Below are 22,478 nucleotides of genomic sequence, written 5' to 3'. Positions count from 1 at the left end.
GTAAAGACACAAAGTCACAAAGAAAAAAATAAACTTAGAGCCTTAGCGCCTTCGTGGCAAAAAAAGATAAAAATGAAAGTTAAATACCTAATCCTAACCATTTCAGCACTTGCTATAACCAGCTGTGCAACCAAATACAAGAAAAGAGAAATCAACGAAACCGTAATGCAGGAGATTTACGAAGAAATCAAAACGCCTTATAAATACGGTTTGGTAATGGTTCCAACTGACAACTCATACAAAATGGATTGTCCGAGTGTATTTAGAAAAGACGGAAAATGGTACATGACGTATTTAATTTACGACGGAAGAGGTTACGAAACCTGGTTAGCTGAAAGCGATAATCTTTTAGATTGGAAATATCTAGGAAAAGTAATGTCATTCTCAGAAAATGAAAAACATTGGGATGTCAACCAAAAAGCTGGATATATCTCGTTGCAAGACCCAACTTGGGGTGGTAGCTACGAATGGGAAAAGTACGATGACAAATATTGGATGAGCTATTTCGGCGGAGACAGTAAAGGTTACGAAGCAGGCGTTTTATCAATCGGAATGGCATATACCAAAGAAGCACCGACAAAACCACACGAATTTAAAAGACTTGAAAATCCCGTTTTAACGCCAAAAGATAAAGATGCTAAATGGTGGGATAACAGCACAATGTACAAAAACAGCGTGATCCGTGATAAAGACAAACTGACAGGACACAATTTTATCATGTATTATAACGCTCGTGGTGATAGTATAAATCCGGCTAAAGGTGCAGAACGCATTGCTATGGCGGTATCAAACGATATGAAAACATGGAAACGTTATGGCGATAAACCTTTAATCAATCATCATAAAGGAATTTCGGGTGATGCTTATATTCAGCGTATTAATGATACTTGGGTGATGTTCTATTTTGGAGCTTTTTGGACGGGTTGGAATCAAGGAGCATTTAACCGATTTGCGGTTTCAAATGATTTAGTAAACTGGACCGACTGGAAAGGAGATGATTTAGTTAAATCTTCTGAACCTTACGATGATATGTTTGCGCATAAATCATTTGTGGTAAAACATGATGGCGTTGTTTATCATTTTTATTGTGCCGTTAACAAAGCAGAACAAAGAGGAATTGCCATTGCAACGTCTAAAGATTTAGGAAAAAGCAAATTGAATTTTGTAGCACCGCCGGAGAAAAAGAAGAAGAATTAAGAGGGAAGTACAAAGAATTAAGATACAGTACGTTTTAAACCTGTCAGGTTTAATTACACAAAATAAATAAAGACCCAGTTTTGTCATTTCGACGAAGGAGAAATCTCCACAAGTAGCTCCACACAGGATGGTTACCAATCTTTGTAGATTATCGCGCGAAGATTTCTCGTTCCTCGAAATGACAAAAAAACTAAAAATAAAATAATGTTTAAAACCAATCATATTCAGCAATTTTTCAACTTTCGACTTTCGACTTTCGACTTTTTGACTGTAATTTTACTATTCACAACTTACACGCAGGCACAATCCGTAACAGGAGAGCCGGCAGGAATTCCAGAATTGCACAAAAAATACGAATTCGCGCCTTGGGAAGATCCAACGATTACAAGTATTAACAGACAGCCATCGAGAGCAACTGCTTATTCATACACAAGTGTAGAAGACGCATTAAAAGGCGACAGAACCAAAAGCCGAATCCAAATGCTAAACGGCGATTGGGATTTTAAATATGCTGTAAACCTAAAAGAAGCTTCTAAAGATTTCTATAAAAATACTGTTTCAGGATGGGATAAAATCGAAGTGCCTTCAAATTGGGAAATGAAAGGCTATGATAATCCAATTTACAAAAGTGCCGTTTATCCGTTTCGACCAATAAATCCGCCTTATATTCCTAAAGATTATAATGGAGTTGGTTCTTATCAAAGAACTTTTACTGTTCCTGAAAACTGGAAAGATATGACGATTACGTTACATTTTGGAGCTGTAAGTTCAGGTTTTGAAGTTTGGTTAAACGGAGAATTTTTAGGTTATGGCGAAGACAGTTTTCTGCCATCAGAATTTGATGTTACGCCTTATTTAAAAGCAGGAGAAAATGTAGTTTCTGTTCGTGTAATCCGTTGGACAGATGGTTCTTATTTAGAAGATCAGGATCACTGGCGCATGAGCGGAATCCAGCGTGAAGTTTTTATTATGGCTGAGCCAAAACTGCGTATTCAGGATTTCTTTGTTCAAACCAAGTTAGACAAACAATATACCGATGCGATCTTTAAACTGCGCCCAAAAGTAGAAAATCTTACAGGAGAAAAAGTCAAAGATTATACGATGAATGTGCAGTTATATGATGCCAATAATACTTCAATGTTCAAAGAACCACTTCAAAGACCAGTAATTGATTTGATTAATGAAAGTTATCCTCGTTTGGATAATGTTCGTTTCGGATTCTTTCAGGAAACGATCAAAAATCCGAAGAAATGGAGTTCAGAAGAGCCGAATTTGTATACGATGGTCATTTCTATAAAAGATAAAAACGGCAATGTTACAGAAGCCAAAAGCTGTAAAGTGGGTTTCCGTTCGATTGAATTCTCAAAAGAAAATGGAAAAATGCTCATCAACGGAAAAGAAACTTACGTTTATGGTGTAAACCGTCACGATCATCATCCGACAAGAGGAAAAGCCGTTACGAGAGAAGATATCAAACAAGATATTACCACGATTAAAAAGTTTAATTTCAATTTTATTCGTACAAGCCATTATCCAAACGATCCTTATTTCTACGAATTATGCGATCAATACGGAATCATGGTCATGGACGAAGCCAATCAGGAAACACATGGAATTGGCGGATAATTAAGCAATGATCCGCTTTGGACAAATGCTTATATGGAACGAATGACGAGAATGGTCGAAAGAGATAAAAACCATCCATCAGTTGTAATGTGGAGTTTAGGAAATGAAGGTGGAAAAGGACCAAATCATGCTGCAATGTCGGGCTGGGTTCATGATTTTGATATTACGCGTCCAGTTCATTACGAACCAGCGCAGGGAAATGCAAAATTAGATGGTTATATCGATCCGCTTGATCCTAGATATCCAAAAACGATCGATCATGCGTACCGATTCGAAAATCCGCAGGATGATTCGTATGTCGATATGGTGAGCCGTTTTTATCCAGGCGTTTTCACTCCTAAATTTTTAGTAGATCAAAAGAAAGATACTCGTCCGATTATTTTCGTTGAATACTCTCATGCGATGGGAAATTCAGTTGGAAATTTAAAAGAATTATGGGATGAATTCCGTTCGCTTCCAAGAGTGATTGGAGGTTGTATTTGGGAATTTAAAGATCAGGGAATCGTAAAATTTGATTCCAGATCAGGTCAGAATTATTTTGCACACGGAGGAGATTTTGGCGAGAAATACCACGATGGAAACTTCAATACAAAAGGAATTGTAGATTCTAATGGAAAACCAAAAGGATCTATTTTTGAGAATAAATGGGTGTATCAGCCAGCGGTTTCAACTTTAAACGGAAATCAATTAGAAATCAAAAATCGTCAGGCTGTTAAATCATTAGAAGGTTATATTCCAGTTTTAAAAGTATTGGAAAACGGAAATGTAATCAAAACTCAGATTTTAAAACCACTAAAACTAGAGGCTGGACAATCAACAACTTTAGATGTGAGTCCGTATCTCCCAAAAATGAAAGCGGATGCCGAATATATTTTAAATATAGAATTCCAGTTTTCAAAAGAGGAACTATGGGCTTCAAAAGGTTACGCTGTCGCGGAAGATCAGTTTATATTGAAAAAGAGAGAAACCGTTTCTCCAGAATCTAAAAAAGAAACACTGAACGTTTCAGAATCCGATTCAGATTTCAAAATCAAAGGAAAAACTTTTGATATTACAATTGGAAAAACAAACGGAGCTTTAAGTTCTTATATTTTTAACGGAGAAGAACAAGTTTTTGCACCATTATTACCAAACTTCGTAAGACCACTTACAGACAACGATAAACGTGGATGGAAATCGCAAAAGTTGTTGAAACAATGGTACAAAGCAAAACCAAAATTGGTTAATATTTCAATTGACAAATCAGCTTCTGAAATTAAGATTATAAGTGATTACGAAGTAATAAAAGACAGTGCTAGTGTAAAAGTAATCTACAACATTTTACCAAACGGATTAATAAAAGTAGATTACAGTTTAAAAGCTTCAGACAAACTACCAAACATTCCAAAAATCGGAATGCAGATGGGAGTTAAAAGAAGTTTCGACCAGATTTCATGGTACGGTAAAGGAGAACTAGAAAATTACAGCGACAGAAGTTTCGGTTCGTTTGTTGGGAGATTTTCGCTTCCAATAAATGATTTTATTGAACATTACCCAAAACCACAAGAAAACGGAAACCGATGTGATGTAAGATGGATGGCATTAAGTACTCCGCAGAAAAACAACGGATTTTTAGTAGTAAACGATACCAAAGTTTTAAGCATGAGCGCATGGCCGTATACGCAGGAAAACCTAAGTTCATCTGGTCATACATACGATTTGAAAGATCCGGGATTTTTAACAGTAAACATCGATTTAATCCAAATGGGAGTTGGAGGAAACGATAGCTGGACATTGGTTGCACAGCCTTTAGAACAATATCAGATTAAGTCTGGAAATTATGAGTATAGTTTTTATTTGACGCCTTTCAGTGGATCAAAAAATCAGTTAGAAAATAGTTTGAAGAAGTTTAAATATTAGATAATTGATAATTTTAAAATTAAGAACTAAAAATTAAAGATAAAGTTTGTCATTTCGACGTAAGGAGAAATCTTCGCAAGAAACTGCAGAAAGATTATCAAACATAGCCCGAGGTTTCAACCTCGGGAAACGTATCGTTAAATCACGTTGCGCTCCAATGGCTGAAACCATTGGCTATGTTTTTAATAACAAATAATACATCAAACCCGACAGGTTTCAAAAACCTGTCGGGTTTACAAACAAAATAAAAGCAATAAAATGTTTCAAAAAAAACACCTCTTTTTTATCCTCCTTTTAGCAAGCTTCGTCTCTGCACAGGAAGTCCATAAAAAAGAAACCAACTTTCAGCCAACATTAGAATCCTCAAGACCTTGGGTATATTGGTATTGGATGAAATCGGCGTATTCTAAACCTGGAATTACGGCCGATTTAGAAGCTATGAAACAAGCGGGAATTGCGGGTGCTTATTTAATGACTATCAAAGGGCCAGCCAATCCACCATTGATAGATCCGCCGGTTTTGCAGTTGAGTCCGGAGTTTTGGGATATGATTCATTGGGCTTTTAAAGAAGCAGATCGTTTAGGTTTGAAACTAGCTTTTCACGGAGCAGACGGATTTGCCGTTGCAGGCGGGCCATGGATTACACCAGAAATGTCGATGCAGAAAGTAGTTTGGTCGACGACTGAAATTTTAGGCGGAAAAAAAGTTACGTCAAAACTACCAGTTCCAGCGCATTACAAAGACTATTATAAAGACATTGCCACTTTTGCTATTCCGATTAAAGAATACCAAATTACTTCGCAGATGCAACTGCCAAAAGTTACCACATCAAACAATACAGATGCATCGTTTTTGGCTGATCCTAAGAAAGACGAGAATTTCAAATTTGCCGATGCCGGATGGATTCAGTACGAATTTGCACAGCCTTTTACCTGTAAATCTATTGTCATTGAAACCAAAGGAAGAGATTTTCAGGCACAACGTCTAATTGTGGAAGTGAGCGATGACGGCGTTCATTTTAGATTTCACGAAAGACTGATTGCACCGCGTCATGGCTGGCAGGATATGGATTTCCCAAATACACATACCATTACGCCAGTTACAGCAAAATATTTCAGATTTGTTTACGATCCAAAAGGGACAGAACCCGGAGCAGAAGATTTGGATTTTGCGAAGTGGAAACAAAACCTGAAAGTAAGTAAAATTACACTTTCGAATCAGTCGCTAATTAATAATTACGAAGGAAAATCAGGAGCAATATGGCGCTTGACTCCACAGACTACTGAAAAAGAAATTCCAAATTCTGATGCATTCAAAAAAACAGAAATCATCAATATTTCTAATTTTGTTGATGCTGATGGAAATTTGAATTGGAAAGCACCAAAAGAGAAATGGAAAATTATCCGAATGGGACATACTTCTACAGGACATGAAAATGCAACTGGCGGAGCAGGAAAAGGACTGGAAGTTGACAAATTTAATCCTGAATTAATTCGTTTTCAGTTAGATAATTGGTTTGGAGAAGCCGTTCGTTCTGCTGGGCCTGAATTGGCTTCAAAAGTTTTAGAAATTCTTCATTTTGACAGCTGGGAATGTGGAAGCCAAAACTGGTCTTCGGTTTTTCAGGCAGAGTTTAAAAAGAGACGTGGTTACGATCTTGTAGAATATCTTCTCGTTATGGCGGGAATTCCGATAGAAAGTGCTGATTTTTCAGAGAAAGTTTTATATGATGTTAGAAAAACAATTGCCGATTTAGTTGCCGATAATTTCTACGGAACTGTCGCTCAGATTGCCAAAGAATATAACGTTAAGTTAAGTTCAGAAAATGTTGCGCCAACGATGATGAGTGATGCTTTGTTGCATTATAAATATGTTGATTATCCGGGTGGAGAATTTTGGCTGAAAAGCCCAACGCACGACAAACCTTTTGATATGGTCGATGCCATTTCTGGCGGGCATATCTACGGAAAAGATATTATTCAGGCAGAATCTTTTACGGCTCTGAGAATGGATTGGGACGAACATCCCGGAAATCTAAAAACAACAGCAGACCGCAATTATGCTTTAGGAACCAACCGTTTATTCTATCATGTTTTTGTGCATAATCCGTGGACGGACAGAAAACCCGGAATGACTCTGGACGATATTGGAACCTTTTTCCAAAGAGACCAAACGTGGTGGAAACCAGGAAAAGCGTGGTTTGATTATTGCCAAAGAGTACAGTTTCAATTGCAAAAAGGAAAACCTGTAATTGATTTGGCAGTTTTTATTGGCGAAGATTATCCTTCCCGTTCTTTTGTTCCAGATCGTTTGGTTCCGTTTATCCCAAATGTGTTCGGAAAAGAAAGACAGGAAAGCGAGAAAATCCGTTTAGAAAATGAAGGTCAGCCAACGGCAAAAATGCCTAAAGAAGTGACCTATTCTAAAAATATTACCGATTTATCACAATGGATTAATCCGCTAAATGGTTATCAATATGATTCTTTTAATGCTGATGTTTTAATTAATAGAGCTAAAGTAGTAAACGGAAAAATTTCGTTTGATGGAGGAATAGAATATGGAGCTTTATTCTTTCCGGGAAGTCATAAAATGGCACCAAATAAGATACTTTCTTTGGCTTCAGCCGAAAAAATACTGAAATTGATTAAAGACGGAGCAACCATTTTTGTTGATGAAAAACCGAATTTTCAGCCAGGAATTCAATCAGAAGCCGATCAAAAGAAATGGCAGAATGTAATTGATGAAATTTGGAATAATTCCAATTCATCAACATGGAAAATCGGAAAAGGAACAGTTATCAAATTACCGTATTTAGGAAATGATTTTGCTTCGATCGGAATTACTCAGGATATTTATTTTCCTAATCTAAAGCGTTTGGAAGCCGAAACATTGGCTTGGACACATCGTAAATCGGATACTGAAGATGTTTATTTTATTTCCAATCAAAAAGGAGAAAAAAGAACATTTGATGCTTCTTTCAGAATAGCAGGAAAAGTTCCGCAATGGTATAATCCCGTAACAGATCAAACTTCGGCTTTAGCCAATTGGAAAATAGAAAACGGAAGAACAATTGTTTCGATAGCTTTAGATGCCAACGAATCTGGTTTTGTGATTTTTAAAGGAGAAACGAAAGAAGTTTTAGCACATGGAAAATCTTCTGAATTTGAAAAAGTTCAGACTTTAGATGAAAACTGGGAATTGCAGTTTGATGCTGAATTTAAAGGTCCAAAAGAGGTTGTAGAAACAAATAAACTTTTTGATTGGAGTACTTCAAATAATGATCAGATTAAGTATTATTCTGGAACAGTAGTTTATAAAAAAGAGTTTGTTTGGAAAGGAAAAGATTCTAATAAAATCTGGTTGGATTTAGGAGAAATCTCAAATATTGCCGAAATCAAAATCAATGGAAAAGACTGTGGAACGCTTTGGACTTTCCCTTTCAAAACTGATATTTCAAAAGCTTTACAAAAGGGAAAAAATTCAATAGAAATTAAAGTCACAAATACCTGGGCAAATAGATTAATCGGCGATCAAAAATTGCCAAAAGAAGAAAGATTAACGTGGACAACAGCGCCGTTTCGTTTAGAGGGAGAACCGTTGTTGAAAGCAGGGTTGTTTGGACCGGTTGTGATTTTACAGGAGAAATAAATGTTAGCCACAGATTTAAAGGATTTTTACAGATTTTTTTTTAAATGGCTACAAAATAGAAAATGAAGATAAATATGTCGCTCCGCTGGAGCTTTTGTGTTAGGTATCATTTTTTCTATAAATATTTCGTCCCTCTGGGACTTACGGAAAAGTCCTTAAGGAATAAAATATTTTATAGAACGAAAATTTAAGATGTGTTTTGATTTTGAATATTTTATTGAACACAACGAAGAAAAGCTCTGGAAGAGAAAAATATTTATAGAAAAGAATGTCTAGAGATTAGTTTAGCTCCAGAGGAGCGACATATCTTTTGAGAATTTAAAGAATAAAAAACAAGATTAAAAAAATCAGATTAAAAATCCTTCTAATCCCTTTAATCTGTGGCAATAAAAAATAAATTAAAATGAAAAAATCAATTATTGCATTATTAACGATTTTAGCAAGTTTTCAAATCAATGCAAAAATCAAATTACCAGCTTTGTTTACTGATAACATGATGCTGCAACAAAAATCAAACGCACCTATTTGGGGCTGGGCAGAAAAAAACGCCAATGTCGTAATCAAAACTTCATGGGATTCTAAAACCTACAAAACAAAAGCAGATGCTTCTGGTAAATGGAAAACGGATTTAAAAACTATTTCTTTTGGCGGACCTTACACAATTGAAGTTTCAGAAGGAAATGAAAAAGTAACCATCAAAAATGTTCTGTTGGGAGAAGTTTGGCTTTGCTCAGGACAGTCGAATATGGAAATGCCATTAAAAGGATTTCAAGGACAACCTGTTAAAAACGGAAACGAAATTATTGTAAGATCAACCAATAAAAACATTCGTTTAATTACAGTTTCAAGAGCAACGGTTTTAGAACCTTTACAAGATTTTGAAGGGAAATGGGAAGAAGCTTCTCCAAAATCAACATCCAATTTTAGTGCGACGGCTTGGTATTTTGGATCGCTTTTACAGGAAGTTTTAAATGTTCCGGTTGGATTAATCCATGTTTCGTACGGCGGTTCGAGCATGGAAGCTTGGATGAACAAAGAAATGCTGAAAGATTTTGCCAGCGCTAAAATTCCGACTACAAAAGAAGAATTAGCAAAAGATCCAAATCGTGTTCCAACGACTTTATTTAACGGAATGCTTTCGCCTGTAATTGGTTATGGAATTAAAGGCTGTATTTGGTATCAAGGCGAATCGAATTACGAAAGAGCTTCTGAATATACCGCTTTAATGAAGAAAATGGTCAGTAGTTGGAGAACGTTGTGGAATCAGGGAGATTTTCCTTTTTATTTTGCTCAGATTGCGCCTTTTAATTATGCTTCATTTCATCCAAAAGATTATCTGGAAAAATACAATTCGGCTTATTTGAGAGAAGCGCAGTTTAAGGCTTCAAAGGAAATTCCGAATTCAGCAATGGCAGTTTTAATGGATGTTGGAGAAGAGAATAACATTCATCCAATGGACAAGGAAAAAGGAGGAAACCGTCTGGCTTTTCAAGCTTTGGCAAGAACGTACGGAATTGAAGGTTTTGAATTCGAAAGTCCGAAATACAAATCGATGGAAATAAAAGATGGTGCTTTAACGGTTTCTTTTGATGATGTTAATAACGGAATTACATCTTATGACAAAGAAGTTTTAGGTTTTGAAATCGCAGGAGCAGACAAAGTTTTTTATCCAGCTAAAACTGTTGTAAGAAGGAAGTCAGTAGTTCTGACTTCTGATAAAGTGAAAAATCCAGTGGCAGTAAGATATTTATGGAAAGATTTCGCAAAAGCGGAATTGTTTAGTGCAGGCGGTTTACCAGTTTCTTCTTTTAGAACAGACGAATGGTAATATACGGATGCTCCTGCAAGGTTTTCAAAAACTTGTAGGTGTTTGACTTATGAGTTTAACGTCTAGTTTGTCATTTCGACGAAGGAGAAATCTCCACGAGAAAGTCGAAAAAGATTGGCGACTATCGTTGCGGAGTTACTTGCGAAGATTTCTCCTTCGTCGAAATGACAAGAAATGAGAATAAATCTGCGAGAGAAAATAAAAAAATAAATACCTCCAAGATTTTGTCCCGAAGCTTCGGAATTGCAGGAAAATGTAAAAAATGAAAAATAATATACTATTTATACTTCTTTTCACAACGCTTTGCCTTAAAGCGCAAATCCCTGTGCTTGATAATTACAATCAGGTTTGGACAACACAAAGCAATAATTCATCTGAATCTATGCCTTTGGGAGGCGGTGATATTGGCATGAATGTCTGGGTCGAGAAAGGTGATTTGTATTTTTATTTTTCACGAAGCGGGACTTTTGACGAACATAATACTTTGTTGAAATTAGGTCGAGTGAAAGTTACTTTAACACCAAATCCATTTGCAGGAAAAGAAGGTTTTCATCAGGAACTGAAACTAAAAGATGGATATGTTTTAGTTGAGCAGAATGAAACTAAAATCAAACTTTGGGTGGATGTTTTTAAACCGATTATTCATGTTGATTTAGAAAGTAAAAACGCCTTACAAATGACGGCTTCTTATGAAAGCTGGCGTTATCAAAACCGTTATCCGAAAGGAAAAGAAAATAATGCCAATTCTTATAAATGGGCACCTCAGGGAGAACTTGTTACGTATAAAGATTCTATTTCGTTTGAAAATAATGGAGTTAAATTCTATCATAGAAATAGAGAAAATACGGTTTTTGACGTAGCGGTAAAACAACAAAAAATGGAATCGGTTAAAGAGCAAATGCTGAACCCAATTGCGAATCTGACTTTCGGTGGATTTATGACAGGAAATAACCTAAAACCAAGCGGAACGTATTTAGGAAAATATCAGAATACCGATTTTAAAGGTTTTAATTTATCAAGTGTAAAACCATCCAAAAAATATTCTTTAGAAATTTATCTAAACACCAATCAATCTGATTTTTCTACTTGGAATAATGGATTGAAAAGTTTGATTTCAGCCAATAAAAACACAACAAAACAGGCAGAAAAAAATACTCAAAAATGGTGGAATAATTTCTGGAATCGCAGTTTTATTTTCACTCAAAAAAATCAATCGACTGTTAAAGATTCGGTTTATCAAATCGGGCAGAATTATCAATTGTTCCGATACGTGCTTGGATGTAATGCGTACGGAAAATATCCAACAAAATTCAATGGCGGACTTTTTACAGTTGATCCTGTTTACACGAACAAAGACCTGAATTTTACGCCCGATTTCAGAAATTGGGGCGGAGGAACGATGACGGCTCAAAATCAGCGATTGGTTTATTTTCCGATGGTAAAAAGCGGTGATTTTGATATGATGAAATCACAATTGGATTATTACGTAAGTCTTCAAAAAAATGCTGAATTAAGAAGCAAAGTTTACTGGAAACATAACGGCGCTTCATTTACAGAACAATTAGAAAACTTCGGTTTACCAAATCCAGCTGAATACGAATGGAAACGCCCCGCAGACTACGATTCGGGAATGGAATACAATGCGTGGCTCGAATACGAATGGGATACGGTTTTAGAATTTTGTCAAATGATGTTGCAGCAGAAAGAATATGCTGGAGAAGATATTCAAAAATATAATCAATTTATTATAAGCTGTCTTCGATTTTTTGATGAACATTATCAATATTTAGCGAAACAACGAGGAAGAAAAGCCTTGGATGGAAACGGAAAATTAATTCTTTTTCCGGGTTCAGGAGCTGAAACATATAAAATGGCGAATAATGCCAACAGCACAATTTCGGCTTTGCAAGTTATTACAGAAAACCTTTTAAACCTTTCAGGTAATCAATTGTCCAAAGAAGATTCAGAATATTTAAAAGCATTTCAAACCAGAATTCCGCCTTTAAATTTCGGACAGATTGAGAATCATAAAGTTCTACTTCCTGCCAAAACTTGGGAAAGAGTAAATAATTCGGAAGTGCCACAACTATATCCTGTTTATCCGTGGGGAATTTACGGCATTGGGAAACCTGATTTAGAAACAGCTTTAAATACATGGAAATATGATCCAGATGCTTTAAAATTTAGAAGTCACATAGGATGGAAACAAGATAATATTTTCTCGGCTCGTTTAGGTTTAACGGAAGAAGCGATGAAATATAATAAAATGAAAATGGCTAATTCAGAAAGACGTTTTCCAGCATTCTGGGGACCGGGATTTGACTGGGTTCCAGATCATAATTGGGGTGGATCGGGAATGATTGGCATGCAGGAAATGCTTTTGCAGGAAGCAGATGGAAAGATTTATCTTTTTCCAGCTTGGCCAAAAGAATGGAACGTCCATTTTAAATTACATGCCAAAAAAAATACAACAATTGAAGCCGAACTCTTAAATGGAGAATTGAAGGTTTTAAAAGTAATTCCAGAAGAAAGAAAAAAAGACATTATAAATCTGTTAGGAAAATCTGAAGCAGAAAAAACGAAATTAAATTAAATCAAAATGATAAAGAAATTAGTGTGTTCTTTTGCATTGGCAGCACTTTTCACAGCAAACGGACAAGCACAATCAGTTGTAAATGCTGATAAACAAATTGTAAAAGTTGACTTTGATTTTTTTCAGAGAAGACTGGAGGAAGTTCATGATCCGAGTTATGATTCGTGGGTGATTAATGAAGGAAAAGAAGACCAAAAAAGTTTTAATGGAGTTAATTTTAAATTAAAAGGAAACTTTACTTCAAAATGGTATAAAGTTGGGATGAGCGCTCCGTTTTACAATAAATTAGGAAGTGATGGTTTGGTTACGGCTGAAAATCTAGAACTAAAAATAAGCGGACTGAAAGCGGGAAAACATACACTTTTGACTTTTCATAATGCTTTTGATGTGATTACAGGGAAAACTTTTTCTCCAATAAAAATCTATGTAAACGGAAAACTTCAGGAAACTGTAAATGCAAGTCAGAGAGCCAATGCTAAAGTTGATGCTTCAATGGCTTACATTTCTTTTAATGCTGAAAAAGGCAAAGATGTAATTGTTCGTTTTGAAATTGATCCGACTTCAAATCCTGATATTGTAAAACAGATTGTAATCAATGGCTTTGAAATTGATACGCCAAATTTGATGAATCAGGCTCGTACTCCAGAACCAAAAAATAGAGATGAACATGTTGAAGCAGGTAAAACTTTAACTTTAAAATGGGATGCTGTAAAAAATGTGGCCTCTCATAAATTATATTTTGGTGTAGATAAAAATGCGGTAGAAAACGCAACAGAAGCTTCAAAAGAATTTAAAGGAAAACTAACGGATAAATCTTTTACAGTTTCTGACTTATACACTGGTACAACTTACTATTGGAGAGTGGATGAAGTAGATAATAATGGCGAAGTAACTCTAGGAAATGTTTGGTCGTTTAAACCGGCACAATTGGCATTTCCGGGAGCTGAAGGCTACGGTCGTTATGCTGTTGGAGGTCGTGGCGGAAAAGTAATTGAAGTAACCAATTTAAATGATGACGGACCGGGAAGTTTACGAGATGCGATCAATCAGGAAGTTGGTCCTAGAACTATTGTTTTCAACGTCTCAGGAAATATAAAATTGGCTTCGAGATTAGTGGCAAATCAGCCTTATATTACTATTGCGGGACAAACTGCTCCGGGAGAAGGAATTACGATTAGCAGAGCGCCAATTGGATTGACGGGAAATGATGGAGTGATTCGTTTTCTAAAAGTGAGAATCGGAGGCGGAACCACTTTTGACGGAATGGGATTAACTGGTGCCGATTACAGTATTATCGATCATTGTTCGATTAGCTGGACTATTGATGAATCGTTTAGTTCGCGTGGTGCACATCATATTACTTTACAACGAACTTTAATTTCGGAAGCTTTAAACGTTGCGGGACATGATAAATACGAAGCAGGAAAAATGCACGGTTATGCTGCTACAATTGGCGGCGATATAGGTAGTTTTCATCATAACTTATTATCTCATAATTACGGACGAAACTGGAGTATTGGCGGAGGTCTAAGCGGCGATGGATTTTATACAGGAAGATTGGATATTACTAATAATGTGGTTTACAACTGGGGAAAAAGAACAACTGACGGTGGTGCAAACGAGGTAAATTTTGTCAATAATTATTATAAACCGGGTGCTTCAACGGGAATTTTTGTAGCGTTAAATGCACAGCATGAAGGCGTTGGAAAAGGAATGCAGCGTTATTATTTTGATGGAAATGTTATGCCTGGTTATTTCGATGAGAAATCTCAAGATAAAGGCAGAAAATCGACTGTAACAAATAGAGAAAAAGTGGAATATGAAACTTTTGTAGATAAACCATTTTTTCCTTCTTATGTAAACACGCAATCAGCGAAAGCGGCTTATAAAAATGTACTTTCTGATGTTGGTGCTAATCAGCCGTTTTTTGATAAACACGATAACCGAATTATAAACGAAACTTTAAAAGGAACATTTACTTACAAAGGAAGCAAAAGTGGTTTAGGCGGTATGATTGATAACGAACAGGATGCAGGAGGATGGCCAAATTTTGCGTCAGAAACTCGTCCATCAGATTGGGACACTGATCATGATGGTTTACCAAACTGGTGGGAAAAGGTTTTTGGTCTAAATGAAAATTCTCCAGCAGGAGATTTTTCAGATGCTAATCAGGATACTGATAAAGATGGATTTACGCAGTTGGATAATTATTTAGACTGGCTGGCGCAGCCTCATTATTTCATCAATTTAAAAGATAAAAAAGTTTTAAATGCAGCGGATTATTTCAAAGGTTTTGAAAACAAACCTGTTTATACTTTCTCCGATGTAAAAAATGGAAAAGTAAGTTTAAAAGGAAAAGAAATTCAGTTTACGGCTTCAGATAAAGGTTTTGCTTCTTTCATCGTTACTGTAAAAGATGCGGATGGAGATTCAATGAGCAGAACTATTAGTTTCTTTGTAAAATAAAAAATTAGTTAGCCACGAATTACACTAATTTCCACGAATTAGTTTTTTGCCACTCCGATAGCTATCGGGATAAAGAATTAGCAGAGATTATTTAGTATTAAAATCAATTTAATCTTTTTAATCTGTGGCAAGAAAAAGAAAAAATTAGTGCAATTCGTGTAATTCGTGGCAAACAAAAAATAAATTCAAAATGAAAAAGAATATCATCATATCATCCTTATTTCTTTCAACCGTAATCTTTGCCCAGAACAAAGGTTTGGTTGCAAATTCAGAAAGTCCATATTCCAAATTACAAAGCGTAGGTTTACAAGATGTAAAATGGACAAACGGATTTTGGAAAGAACAATTTGATGTAGAAACCAAAAATACCTTGCCGTACATGTGGGATTTGTATCATAACGATGAAGTTTCGCATGCTTACAAAAACTTTGAAATAGCAGCAGGATTAAGCAAAGGAGCTTTTAAAGGACCTTCTTTTCATGATGGAGATTTTTATAAAATTTTTGAAGGAATGGCAGCGACTTATGCCGTAACAAAAGATAAAAAACTCGACGCAGAAATGGATAAAGCCATTGCGCTTTTCGCGAAAGTACAGCGCAAAGACGGTTATATTCATACACCAGTTTTAATCGACGAACGTTGGGGAACTTTAGGCCCAGAAGAAGTGAAAAAACAATTGGGTTTTGAGAAATACAATATGGGACATTTAATGACTGCAGCTTGCATTCATTATCGTGCCACAGGAAAAACGAACTTCTTGAATATTGGAAAAGGAGTTGCAGATTTCTTATATGATTTCTACAAAAAAGCTTCGCCAGAATTGGCTCGAAATGCAATTTGTCCGTCACATTACATGGGAATTGTCGAAATGTACAGAACGACTAAAAACCCGAAATACTTAGAATTAGCTAATAATCTAATTGACATTCGCGGAACTACAAATGACGGAACCGATGATAATCAAGATAGAATTCCATTTAGAGAGCAGACTACTGCGATGGGACATGCTGTAAGAGCGAATTATCTTTATGCCGGAGTTGCCGATTTATATGCCGAAACAGGAGAAAAGAAATTGTTAGACAATTTAGAATCGATTTGGGATGATGTAACCTATCGTAAAATGTACATTACGGGAGGATGTGGTTCTTTATACGATGGAGTTTCCCCAGATGGAACTTCTTATGATCCAACGGTTGTTCAGAAAATTCATCAGGCGTATGGAAGACCTTTTCAACTGCCAAATGCAACGGCTCATACCGAAACCTGTGCCAATATTGGAAATGTGTTATGGAATTGGAGAATGCTTCAGATTACTGGAGATGCCAAATATGCTGATATTGTAGAATTGGCATTGTACAATAGTGTTCTTTCTGGAATGGATTTAGAAGGAGAAAAATTCTTGTATAATAATCCGCTGAATGTTTCTAACGATTTGCCATTTCATCAGCGTTGGGGAAATGAACGTGAAGGTTATATCGCCTTATCAAATTGTTGCGCACCAAACGTAACGAGAACGGTTGCCGAAGTTGGAAATTATGCTTATAATATTTCAAAAGAAGGTTTGTATGTAAATTTATACGGAAGTAATCAATTGAAAACAAAATCTTTAAACGGAGAAGAAATTGAAATTGAACAGCAAACTAATTATCCTTGGGATGGAAAAATAACTTTGAAAATTGTAAAAGCTCCTAAAGATTTGCAGAATTTCTTTTTAAGAATTCCAGGTTGGAGTCAGAGTGGTTCGGTTTCAGTTAATAATGCCAAGATTAATGATAAAATCATTTCAGGAAGTTATTTGAAATTAAATCAAAAATGGAAAAAAGGAGATATTATTGAAATAAATTTCCCGATGCCAGTCGAGTTGATGGAAGCCAATCCGTTAGTAGAAGAAGTTAAAAATCAGGTTGCTGTAAAAAGAGGGCCTTTGGTTTATTGTTTAGAATCGGATCAGCTTCCTGCTAAAATAAGCGTTAATGATGTGGCTTTGAATTTGAAATCGAAATTTACAACTAACAATTTCACGTTGAGTAATAGAAATTTAGTAAGTATTGATGCAGAAGCCATTATAAATTCGAATAATTCTTGGAATAAAACTTTATACAAATCGCTTTCGTCTAAAGATGCAACTGCTGTACCCGTAAAATTGATTCCGTATTTTGCATGGGGAAATAAAGGAAAAGGCGAAATGACGGTTTGGATGTCGCATTAAGTTTGTACGCGGATGAAACGGATTTACTTCGTAAAGACGCGGATTATAAACGGATTTTTAAATTTCTCATAGAAGGATAAATAGAAGATAAATAAGTAAATTGGAAAACATGAAATATGCCCTAGCCTTGTTTTTAGTAACAACACTTTCAATATCGGCCCAAACGCTCGATAACAAATTGGCATTAACGGTTGCTCAAGATGGTTCAGGCGATTTTAAAACCATTCAAGAAGCAGTAAACAATATCAAGGACAATTCAGAAAAACGTGTTATAATAAGTATAAAGCCAGGAAAGTATGTCGAGAAATTGGAGATTCCAGTTTCTAAAACGTTCATTACTTTAAAAGGTCTTGACAGAAACAAAACTATTATTTCATTCGATGATTATTCGGGAAAACCATTAAGAGAAGTTGATGCATCTGGCAAAAAAGAGTTTGGAACAGGAACTTCTTATTCTTTCTTGATTAAAGGAAACGATTGTACACTCGAAAATCTTACTGTTGAAAATACGGCAGGCAGAGTAGGACAGGCGGTGGCACTTCATATTAAAAGCGATCGTGTTATTGTGAAAAACTGCAATCTTTTAGGGAATCAGGATACGCTTTATTTATCAGAAGGAAATACTCGAACTTATTTTGAAAACTGTTTTATTAACGGAACAACTGATTTTATTTTTGGTGCTGCAACAGCTTATTTTTATAAATGCACGATTGAAAGTTTAGTCAATTCTTATATTACGGCAGCTTCAACTCCGGAGGGACAAGCTTACGGTTTTGTTTTTGTTGATTGTAAGCTTAGCGCAAAAGACAAATCTGTAGATAAAGTCTTTTTAGGAAGACCTTGGCGGCCATACGCTCAAACGGTTTTCATTAATACTGATATTGGTTCTCATATTACACCAGAAGGTTGGAATGCGTGGATTGATACCAGATTTCCCGATAAAGATAAAACGGCGTATTATGCTGAATTGGGAAGTAAAGGATCTAGCGCAAAAGATTTATCTCAAAGAGCTGCGTGGTCACATCAGCTAAAAAAAGCAGATGGTAAAAAATACAGTAGGGATTTAGTTCTAAACGGATGGAATCCTAGTAAATAAAATTAGAAAGCAATCATAAAAAAAAATCTTCCTTTTCGATAATATTTTACCATTCCAACATTTTAATGTTTTTTAAGGCAAACGATATTTGAACATAATTTTGAATATTTGTTTGTTTTACACTTATAAAAAGTATTGGTCAGAATTTACGTTTAAAAAAAAATATTTTTTGTGAAATTTTTAAGGAATATTCAAAAGACTTAAGTTGTAGTATTTGTAGGTTTTATTAGGCTAATATGTACTCTTAAAGCTAAGTAAAAACCTCTTATTAGAATTATAAGTGTAAAGTTAACGCTTTAAAATTCAGAGCTTCACAGCGTAATTTTACAAAATTAACAGCTAATTTTTAGTTTTGATGAAGATACTGCTGCATTTCTTAAAATTGCGATCTTTCTATTTAATTATGCGTAAACATATTGCCTAAATTTTCGATATCGCACACATATTCTTTCTATTTTTTATTAATATTGTTTTTTTGAGTTGCTTTTTTTTAGATAATGCCATTAAAGCAGGATAGTGCAGGACGGTTGTAATGTATCATCGTTATATTTTTGGGATACAAAAAAATAAATGTGTTTTTAACATTTAATTTTATTGCTTTAAGTTTTCATTAGAATCTTAGAGAAATAAAGAGGCACATTTACCATGACTAACTAACATTAAATAATAACCTAACCAAAACAAAAACATTTATGAAACAAGCACTTATAAAAAGATGTAGTTTTCTTTTGTTTACACTGATGAGTGTGCTGAGTTATGCTCAAACAACAAACAGTCAAGGAACTGTAACCGTGACAGGAACGGTTACAGATAATTCAGGAGGAGTAATGCCTGGAGTAAACGTAACTGAAAAGTCTACAAAAAATACTGTTACTACAGATTTTAATGGGCAGTATCAGATTAAAGTAAAAGCTGGAGGAACATTAGTTTTTTCTTTTATTGGAATGAAAAAGAAAGAATTACCTCTTTCAGGAAGAACAGTAATTGATGCAAAATTAGAAGAAGATTCAAATCAATTAGAAAACATTGTAGTTGTAGGATATGCAAGTCAAAAGAAAAGTCATCTTACAGGTTCAGTAGTGACCGCTAAGATGAGTGAAATTTCAGACCTGCCTGTTGGTGATTTAGGAACTGCTTTGCAAGGACGAGTTTTAGGAGTTGGAGTATCAGGAGGATCGACAAGACCTGGAGCAAAATCTAATTTAACAATTCGTCAGCCTTATTCATTAGCAAAAGATGGTGGAAATCTAAATCCATTATATGTAATTGATGGTGTATTACAGATTGACGCGCAAGGTTTAAACGACAGTACTTTGTTTGATAACTTAGACGCATCTGAGGTTGAAAGTATCTCGTTTTTGAAAGATGCTGCTGCCGCTATTTATGGAGCTCGTTCTGCTCAAGGTGTTGTTTTAGTAACAACTAAAAGAGGAACAAAAGGTGATCCAAAATTTACTTATAGTGGTTCTTACGGTACCAACGACAAAACCTACCAGACAAAAACGTTAAATGCATATGAGTTTGGAAAGTACGTGAATATAATGAATGGACCTAATGGTTACAATCAGCCTGTAACAGATCCTCAGTATTTCTTTTCAGATGATGAATTGGAATATTTCAAGACATTAAAGAACACCTATTTAGATGACGAATGGAAGCCTTCTTTTAACTTAAGACAAAATTTAAATGTGAGTGGCGGAACAGATAAAGCTACTTATTTTGCGGGAGTTTCTTACTATAAACAAAATGGTAATTTAAGTACTCTAGATTATGAAAAGTGGAATTTTAGAGCAGGTACTGATATTAAGTTATCTAGTAATTGGAAAGCTGGAATTCAATTGTCTGGTTTTTACTCAGATCAAACTAAAACATTTAATAAAATTGGAGGAGAGGTTGAAGAGAATGATTACAATAAATTATTGATGCACGTGCCGTATATTCCAAATTATGTAAATGGACTTCCAATGGAGCTTCCTAATAATAATGACGGTAATCAGCGTTATCACTATAACGAAATTAAGCGTTTAAATAATCTTGCTGAAACTACAGCTACTACAATGACCATTAATATGTACACTGAGTACAAATTTCCTTTCGTAAAAGGATTAATGGCTAGAGGAGCATATGCTAGAACTATGGGCAGTGGCAGAGGAACTCAAGTTGGTACTGGATACACTTTGTATCAATTTACAGGTTTGGGAACTAATGGTCATATTTATAATGACGATATTACAACACCACCGCTTAGATCAAAATTTTATGATAACGGAAATCGTTTGTATTTTTCAAATACAACAAATTTATCTCAACAGTATAATTTAAACTTTTCTTACGATCGTACTTTTGGAAAACATAACGTAAGTGGTTTGTTTGCAATAGAAAGATCTGAAGCAACATCTAATAATGAAGTTGTTTTTAAATCAAACGTTCTAGAAGGTACAAATGGGCAGTTTAATACAGCGACTGGGCCAATTGATGGTTCTACTACAAAAAGTGAATCAGGATCTTTATCATATGTTGGAAGGGTAAATTATGCATATGATGACAAATATTTAGCAGAGTTCTTATTTAGATCTGATGCTTCTACAAAGTTTGCTCCTGCAAACTATTGGGGTAATTTTTATTCGGCTTCTGTTGGATGGGTAATGTCAAAAGAAGACTTTTTTAAATCTTCAGTTATAGATTTTCTTAAAGTAAGATACTCTGTTGGTCTTTTAGGAAAAGATGATACTAAGGCTTGGTTATGGAGACAACGTTATACTTTCCAAGGTTATAAAGGTGGTGTTTTTGGAGGAAATTCAGACCTGACAAATGGATGGAAAATGGAGGCTTCTCCAAACCCAGACGCAACTTGGAGTGATGAACTTAAAATGAATTTTGGTGTTGATGCTAGATTTTTAAACAATAGATTAAGCGTTACAGCAGAATCGTATTATAATGTAGGAACTAATTTGCTTTTAAACAAAACAGGAAATCTTCCTTTTACTATTGGAGGAACAGTAGCAGCACAAAACTATGGTTCTGTAGATACATATGGTTATGAATTATCTGTTGGCTGGTCTGATAAAATTGGTAAAGACACAAGTTATGGAATTGATTTGCGTTTTGGCTGGTCGGGAGATAAGGTAATTAAAGGAGATTTTAATGATGAGGACATCTTAAAACCATGGAATCCTAAGCCAGGATATTCATCAGATAATGGAGTTTGGGGATATGATTACATAGGTATGTTCAAAACTCAAGAGGATATAAATGCATATGTGAGTAAGTATAATATTACTTCGGTATTTGGAACAGCAGTTGCAAACCTTAAACCAGGAATGTTGTATTACTCAGATGTAAGAGGTGCGTATTTAGGAAATGGAAAATTTGCAGCTCCAGATGGTATTATAGATGTAAACGATCAAGTACAGCTGGCTTCAAAAGCAAATACTCAATATTCTATAGGAACTACTTTGCGTTTCGCTTATAAATCATTTAGTTTGAATACAGTTGTAAATGCTTCGTTTGGAAATGGATGGAGCGACATTGGAAGCCAAGCAAGAAAATCTTTAAAAACTAAAATTCCGCAAATAGTAGATAATACAGTTTCAATTTGGAATGATATATATGATCCAACAGTTAATCCAAACGGATCAATGCCAAATCCAGCTTTTGAATCTATAAACTCAGTTGCATCTAAATTTTGGGAAGTTGATTCTTTTAGAATCGCTTGTAGAAACATAACACTAAGTTATGCATTGCCAGAAAATGCTTTAAAGGCTCTTAAAATGAATAGCTGTAAGGTAAATCTTGTGGCGCTTAATCCTTTTAATCTTTATAATCCATATAGTTTTCAGGAAGCTAACGGTAGTTATTTAGATTATCCTACTTTACGAACAATTTCTTTGGGACTTAATTTAGGATTCTAATAACT

The 22,478-nt window shown here is 35.2% G+C and carries 9 protein-coding genes and 1 pseudogene; all 10 read left to right on the top strand.

The window, feature by feature from the left end:
• The first annotated feature begins 72 nt into the window (after positions 1-72).
• The 10 genes and pseudogenes from BOW57_RS07075 to BOW57_RS07035 all read left to right on the top strand — a co-directional run bounded on the left by BOW57_RS07075 (position 73) and on the right by BOW57_RS07035 (position 22,473).
• Entirely contained in the window at positions 73-1,197 is a 1,125-nt protein-coding gene (locus BOW57_RS07075; RefSeq protein WP_129053544.1) for a glycosylase, read from the top strand.
• A 204-nt stretch (positions 1,198-1,401) separates the two neighbouring features.
• Positions 1,402-3,423: pseudogene (locus tag BOW57_RS20860) on the top strand (glycoside hydrolase family 2 TIM barrel-domain containing protein); the annotation flags it as partial.
• Between the two features lie 48 nt (positions 3,424-3,471).
• On the top strand, positions 3,472-4,722 hold the full coding sequence (locus BOW57_RS20855; RefSeq protein WP_241687407.1) for a beta-galactosidase domain 4-containing protein: 1,251 nt from the start codon (positions 3,472-3,474) through the stop codon (positions 4,720-4,722).
• A gap of 258 nt (positions 4,723-4,980) precedes the next feature.
• Entirely contained in the window at positions 4,981-8,370 is a 3,390-nt protein-coding gene (locus BOW57_RS07065) for a glycosyl hydrolase (protein WP_129053543.1), read from the top strand.
• 403 nt (positions 8,371-8,773) lie between these two features.
• Complete coding sequence (locus tag BOW57_RS07060) at positions 8,774-10,198, top strand: sialate O-acetylesterase (protein WP_129053542.1); 1,425 nt, start codon at positions 8,774-8,776, stop codon at positions 10,196-10,198.
• A 262-nt stretch (positions 10,199-10,460) separates the two neighbouring features.
• Positions 10,461-12,791, top strand: a complete 2,331-nt coding sequence (locus tag BOW57_RS07055) for a DUF5703 domain-containing protein (protein WP_129053541.1) — start codon at positions 10,461-10,463, stop codon at positions 12,789-12,791.
• A 6-nt stretch (positions 12,792-12,797) separates the two neighbouring features.
• Positions 12,798-15,257, top strand: a complete 2,460-nt coding sequence (locus tag BOW57_RS07050) for a polysaccharide lyase family 1 protein (RefSeq protein WP_129053540.1) — start codon at positions 12,798-12,800, stop codon at positions 15,255-15,257.
• Between the two features lie 190 nt (positions 15,258-15,447).
• Positions 15,448-17,466 carry a glycoside hydrolase family 127 protein gene (locus tag BOW57_RS07045; RefSeq protein ID WP_129053539.1) on the top strand — a complete coding sequence of 673 codons (2,019 nt, stop codon included), beginning with the start codon at positions 15,448-15,450 and terminating at the stop codon, positions 17,464-17,466.
• Between the two features lie 109 nt (positions 17,467-17,575).
• The gene (locus BOW57_RS07040; RefSeq protein WP_129053538.1) at positions 17,576-18,562 is read left to right on the top strand and encodes a pectinesterase family protein; all 987 of its coding nucleotides are present in this window, start codon (positions 17,576-17,578) and stop codon (positions 18,560-18,562) included.
• A gap of 692 nt (positions 18,563-19,254) precedes the next feature.
• Positions 19,255-22,473, top strand: coding sequence for a SusC/RagA family TonB-linked outer membrane protein (locus BOW57_RS07035; protein WP_089054806.1), 3,219 nt, complete (start codon positions 19,255-19,257; stop codon positions 22,471-22,473).
• Positions 22,474-22,478 lie beyond the last annotated feature (5 nt).

This window comes from Flavobacterium sp. YO64, from assembly GCF_004119505.1.
GTDB lineage: Bacteria > Bacteroidota > Bacteroidia > Flavobacteriales > Flavobacteriaceae > Flavobacterium > Flavobacterium oncorhynchi.
The sequence above is the reverse complement of the archived record's forward strand: the minus strand, read 5'-3'. Positions and strand labels throughout refer to the sequence as shown.

What these genes read in the sequence shown, in the direction of transcription:
- BOW57_RS07075 (WP_129053544.1), top strand. Translation starts at nt 73, where the DNA reads ATGAAAGTTAAATACCTAATCCTAACCATTTCAGCACTTGCTATAACC.
- BOW57_RS07065 (WP_129053543.1), top strand. Translation starts at nt 4,981, where the DNA reads ATGTTTCAAAAAAAACACCTCTTTTTTATCCTCCTTTTAGCAAGCTTC.
- BOW57_RS07060 (WP_129053542.1), top strand. Translation starts at nt 8,774, where the DNA reads ATGAAAAAATCAATTATTGCATTATTAACGATTTTAGCAAGTTTTCAA.
- BOW57_RS07055 (WP_129053541.1), top strand. Translation starts at nt 10,461, where the DNA reads ATGAAAAATAATATACTATTTATACTTCTTTTCACAACGCTTTGCCTT.
- BOW57_RS07050 (WP_129053540.1), top strand. Translation starts at nt 12,798, where the DNA reads ATGATAAAGAAATTAGTGTGTTCTTTTGCATTGGCAGCACTTTTCACA.
- BOW57_RS07045 (WP_129053539.1), top strand. Translation starts at nt 15,448, where the DNA reads ATGAAAAAGAATATCATCATATCATCCTTATTTCTTTCAACCGTAATC.
- BOW57_RS07040 (WP_129053538.1), top strand. Translation starts at nt 17,576, where the DNA reads ATGAAATATGCCCTAGCCTTGTTTTTAGTAACAACACTTTCAATATCG.
- BOW57_RS07035 (WP_089054806.1), top strand. Translation starts at nt 19,255, where the DNA reads ATGAAACAAGCACTTATAAAAAGATGTAGTTTTCTTTTGTTTACACTG.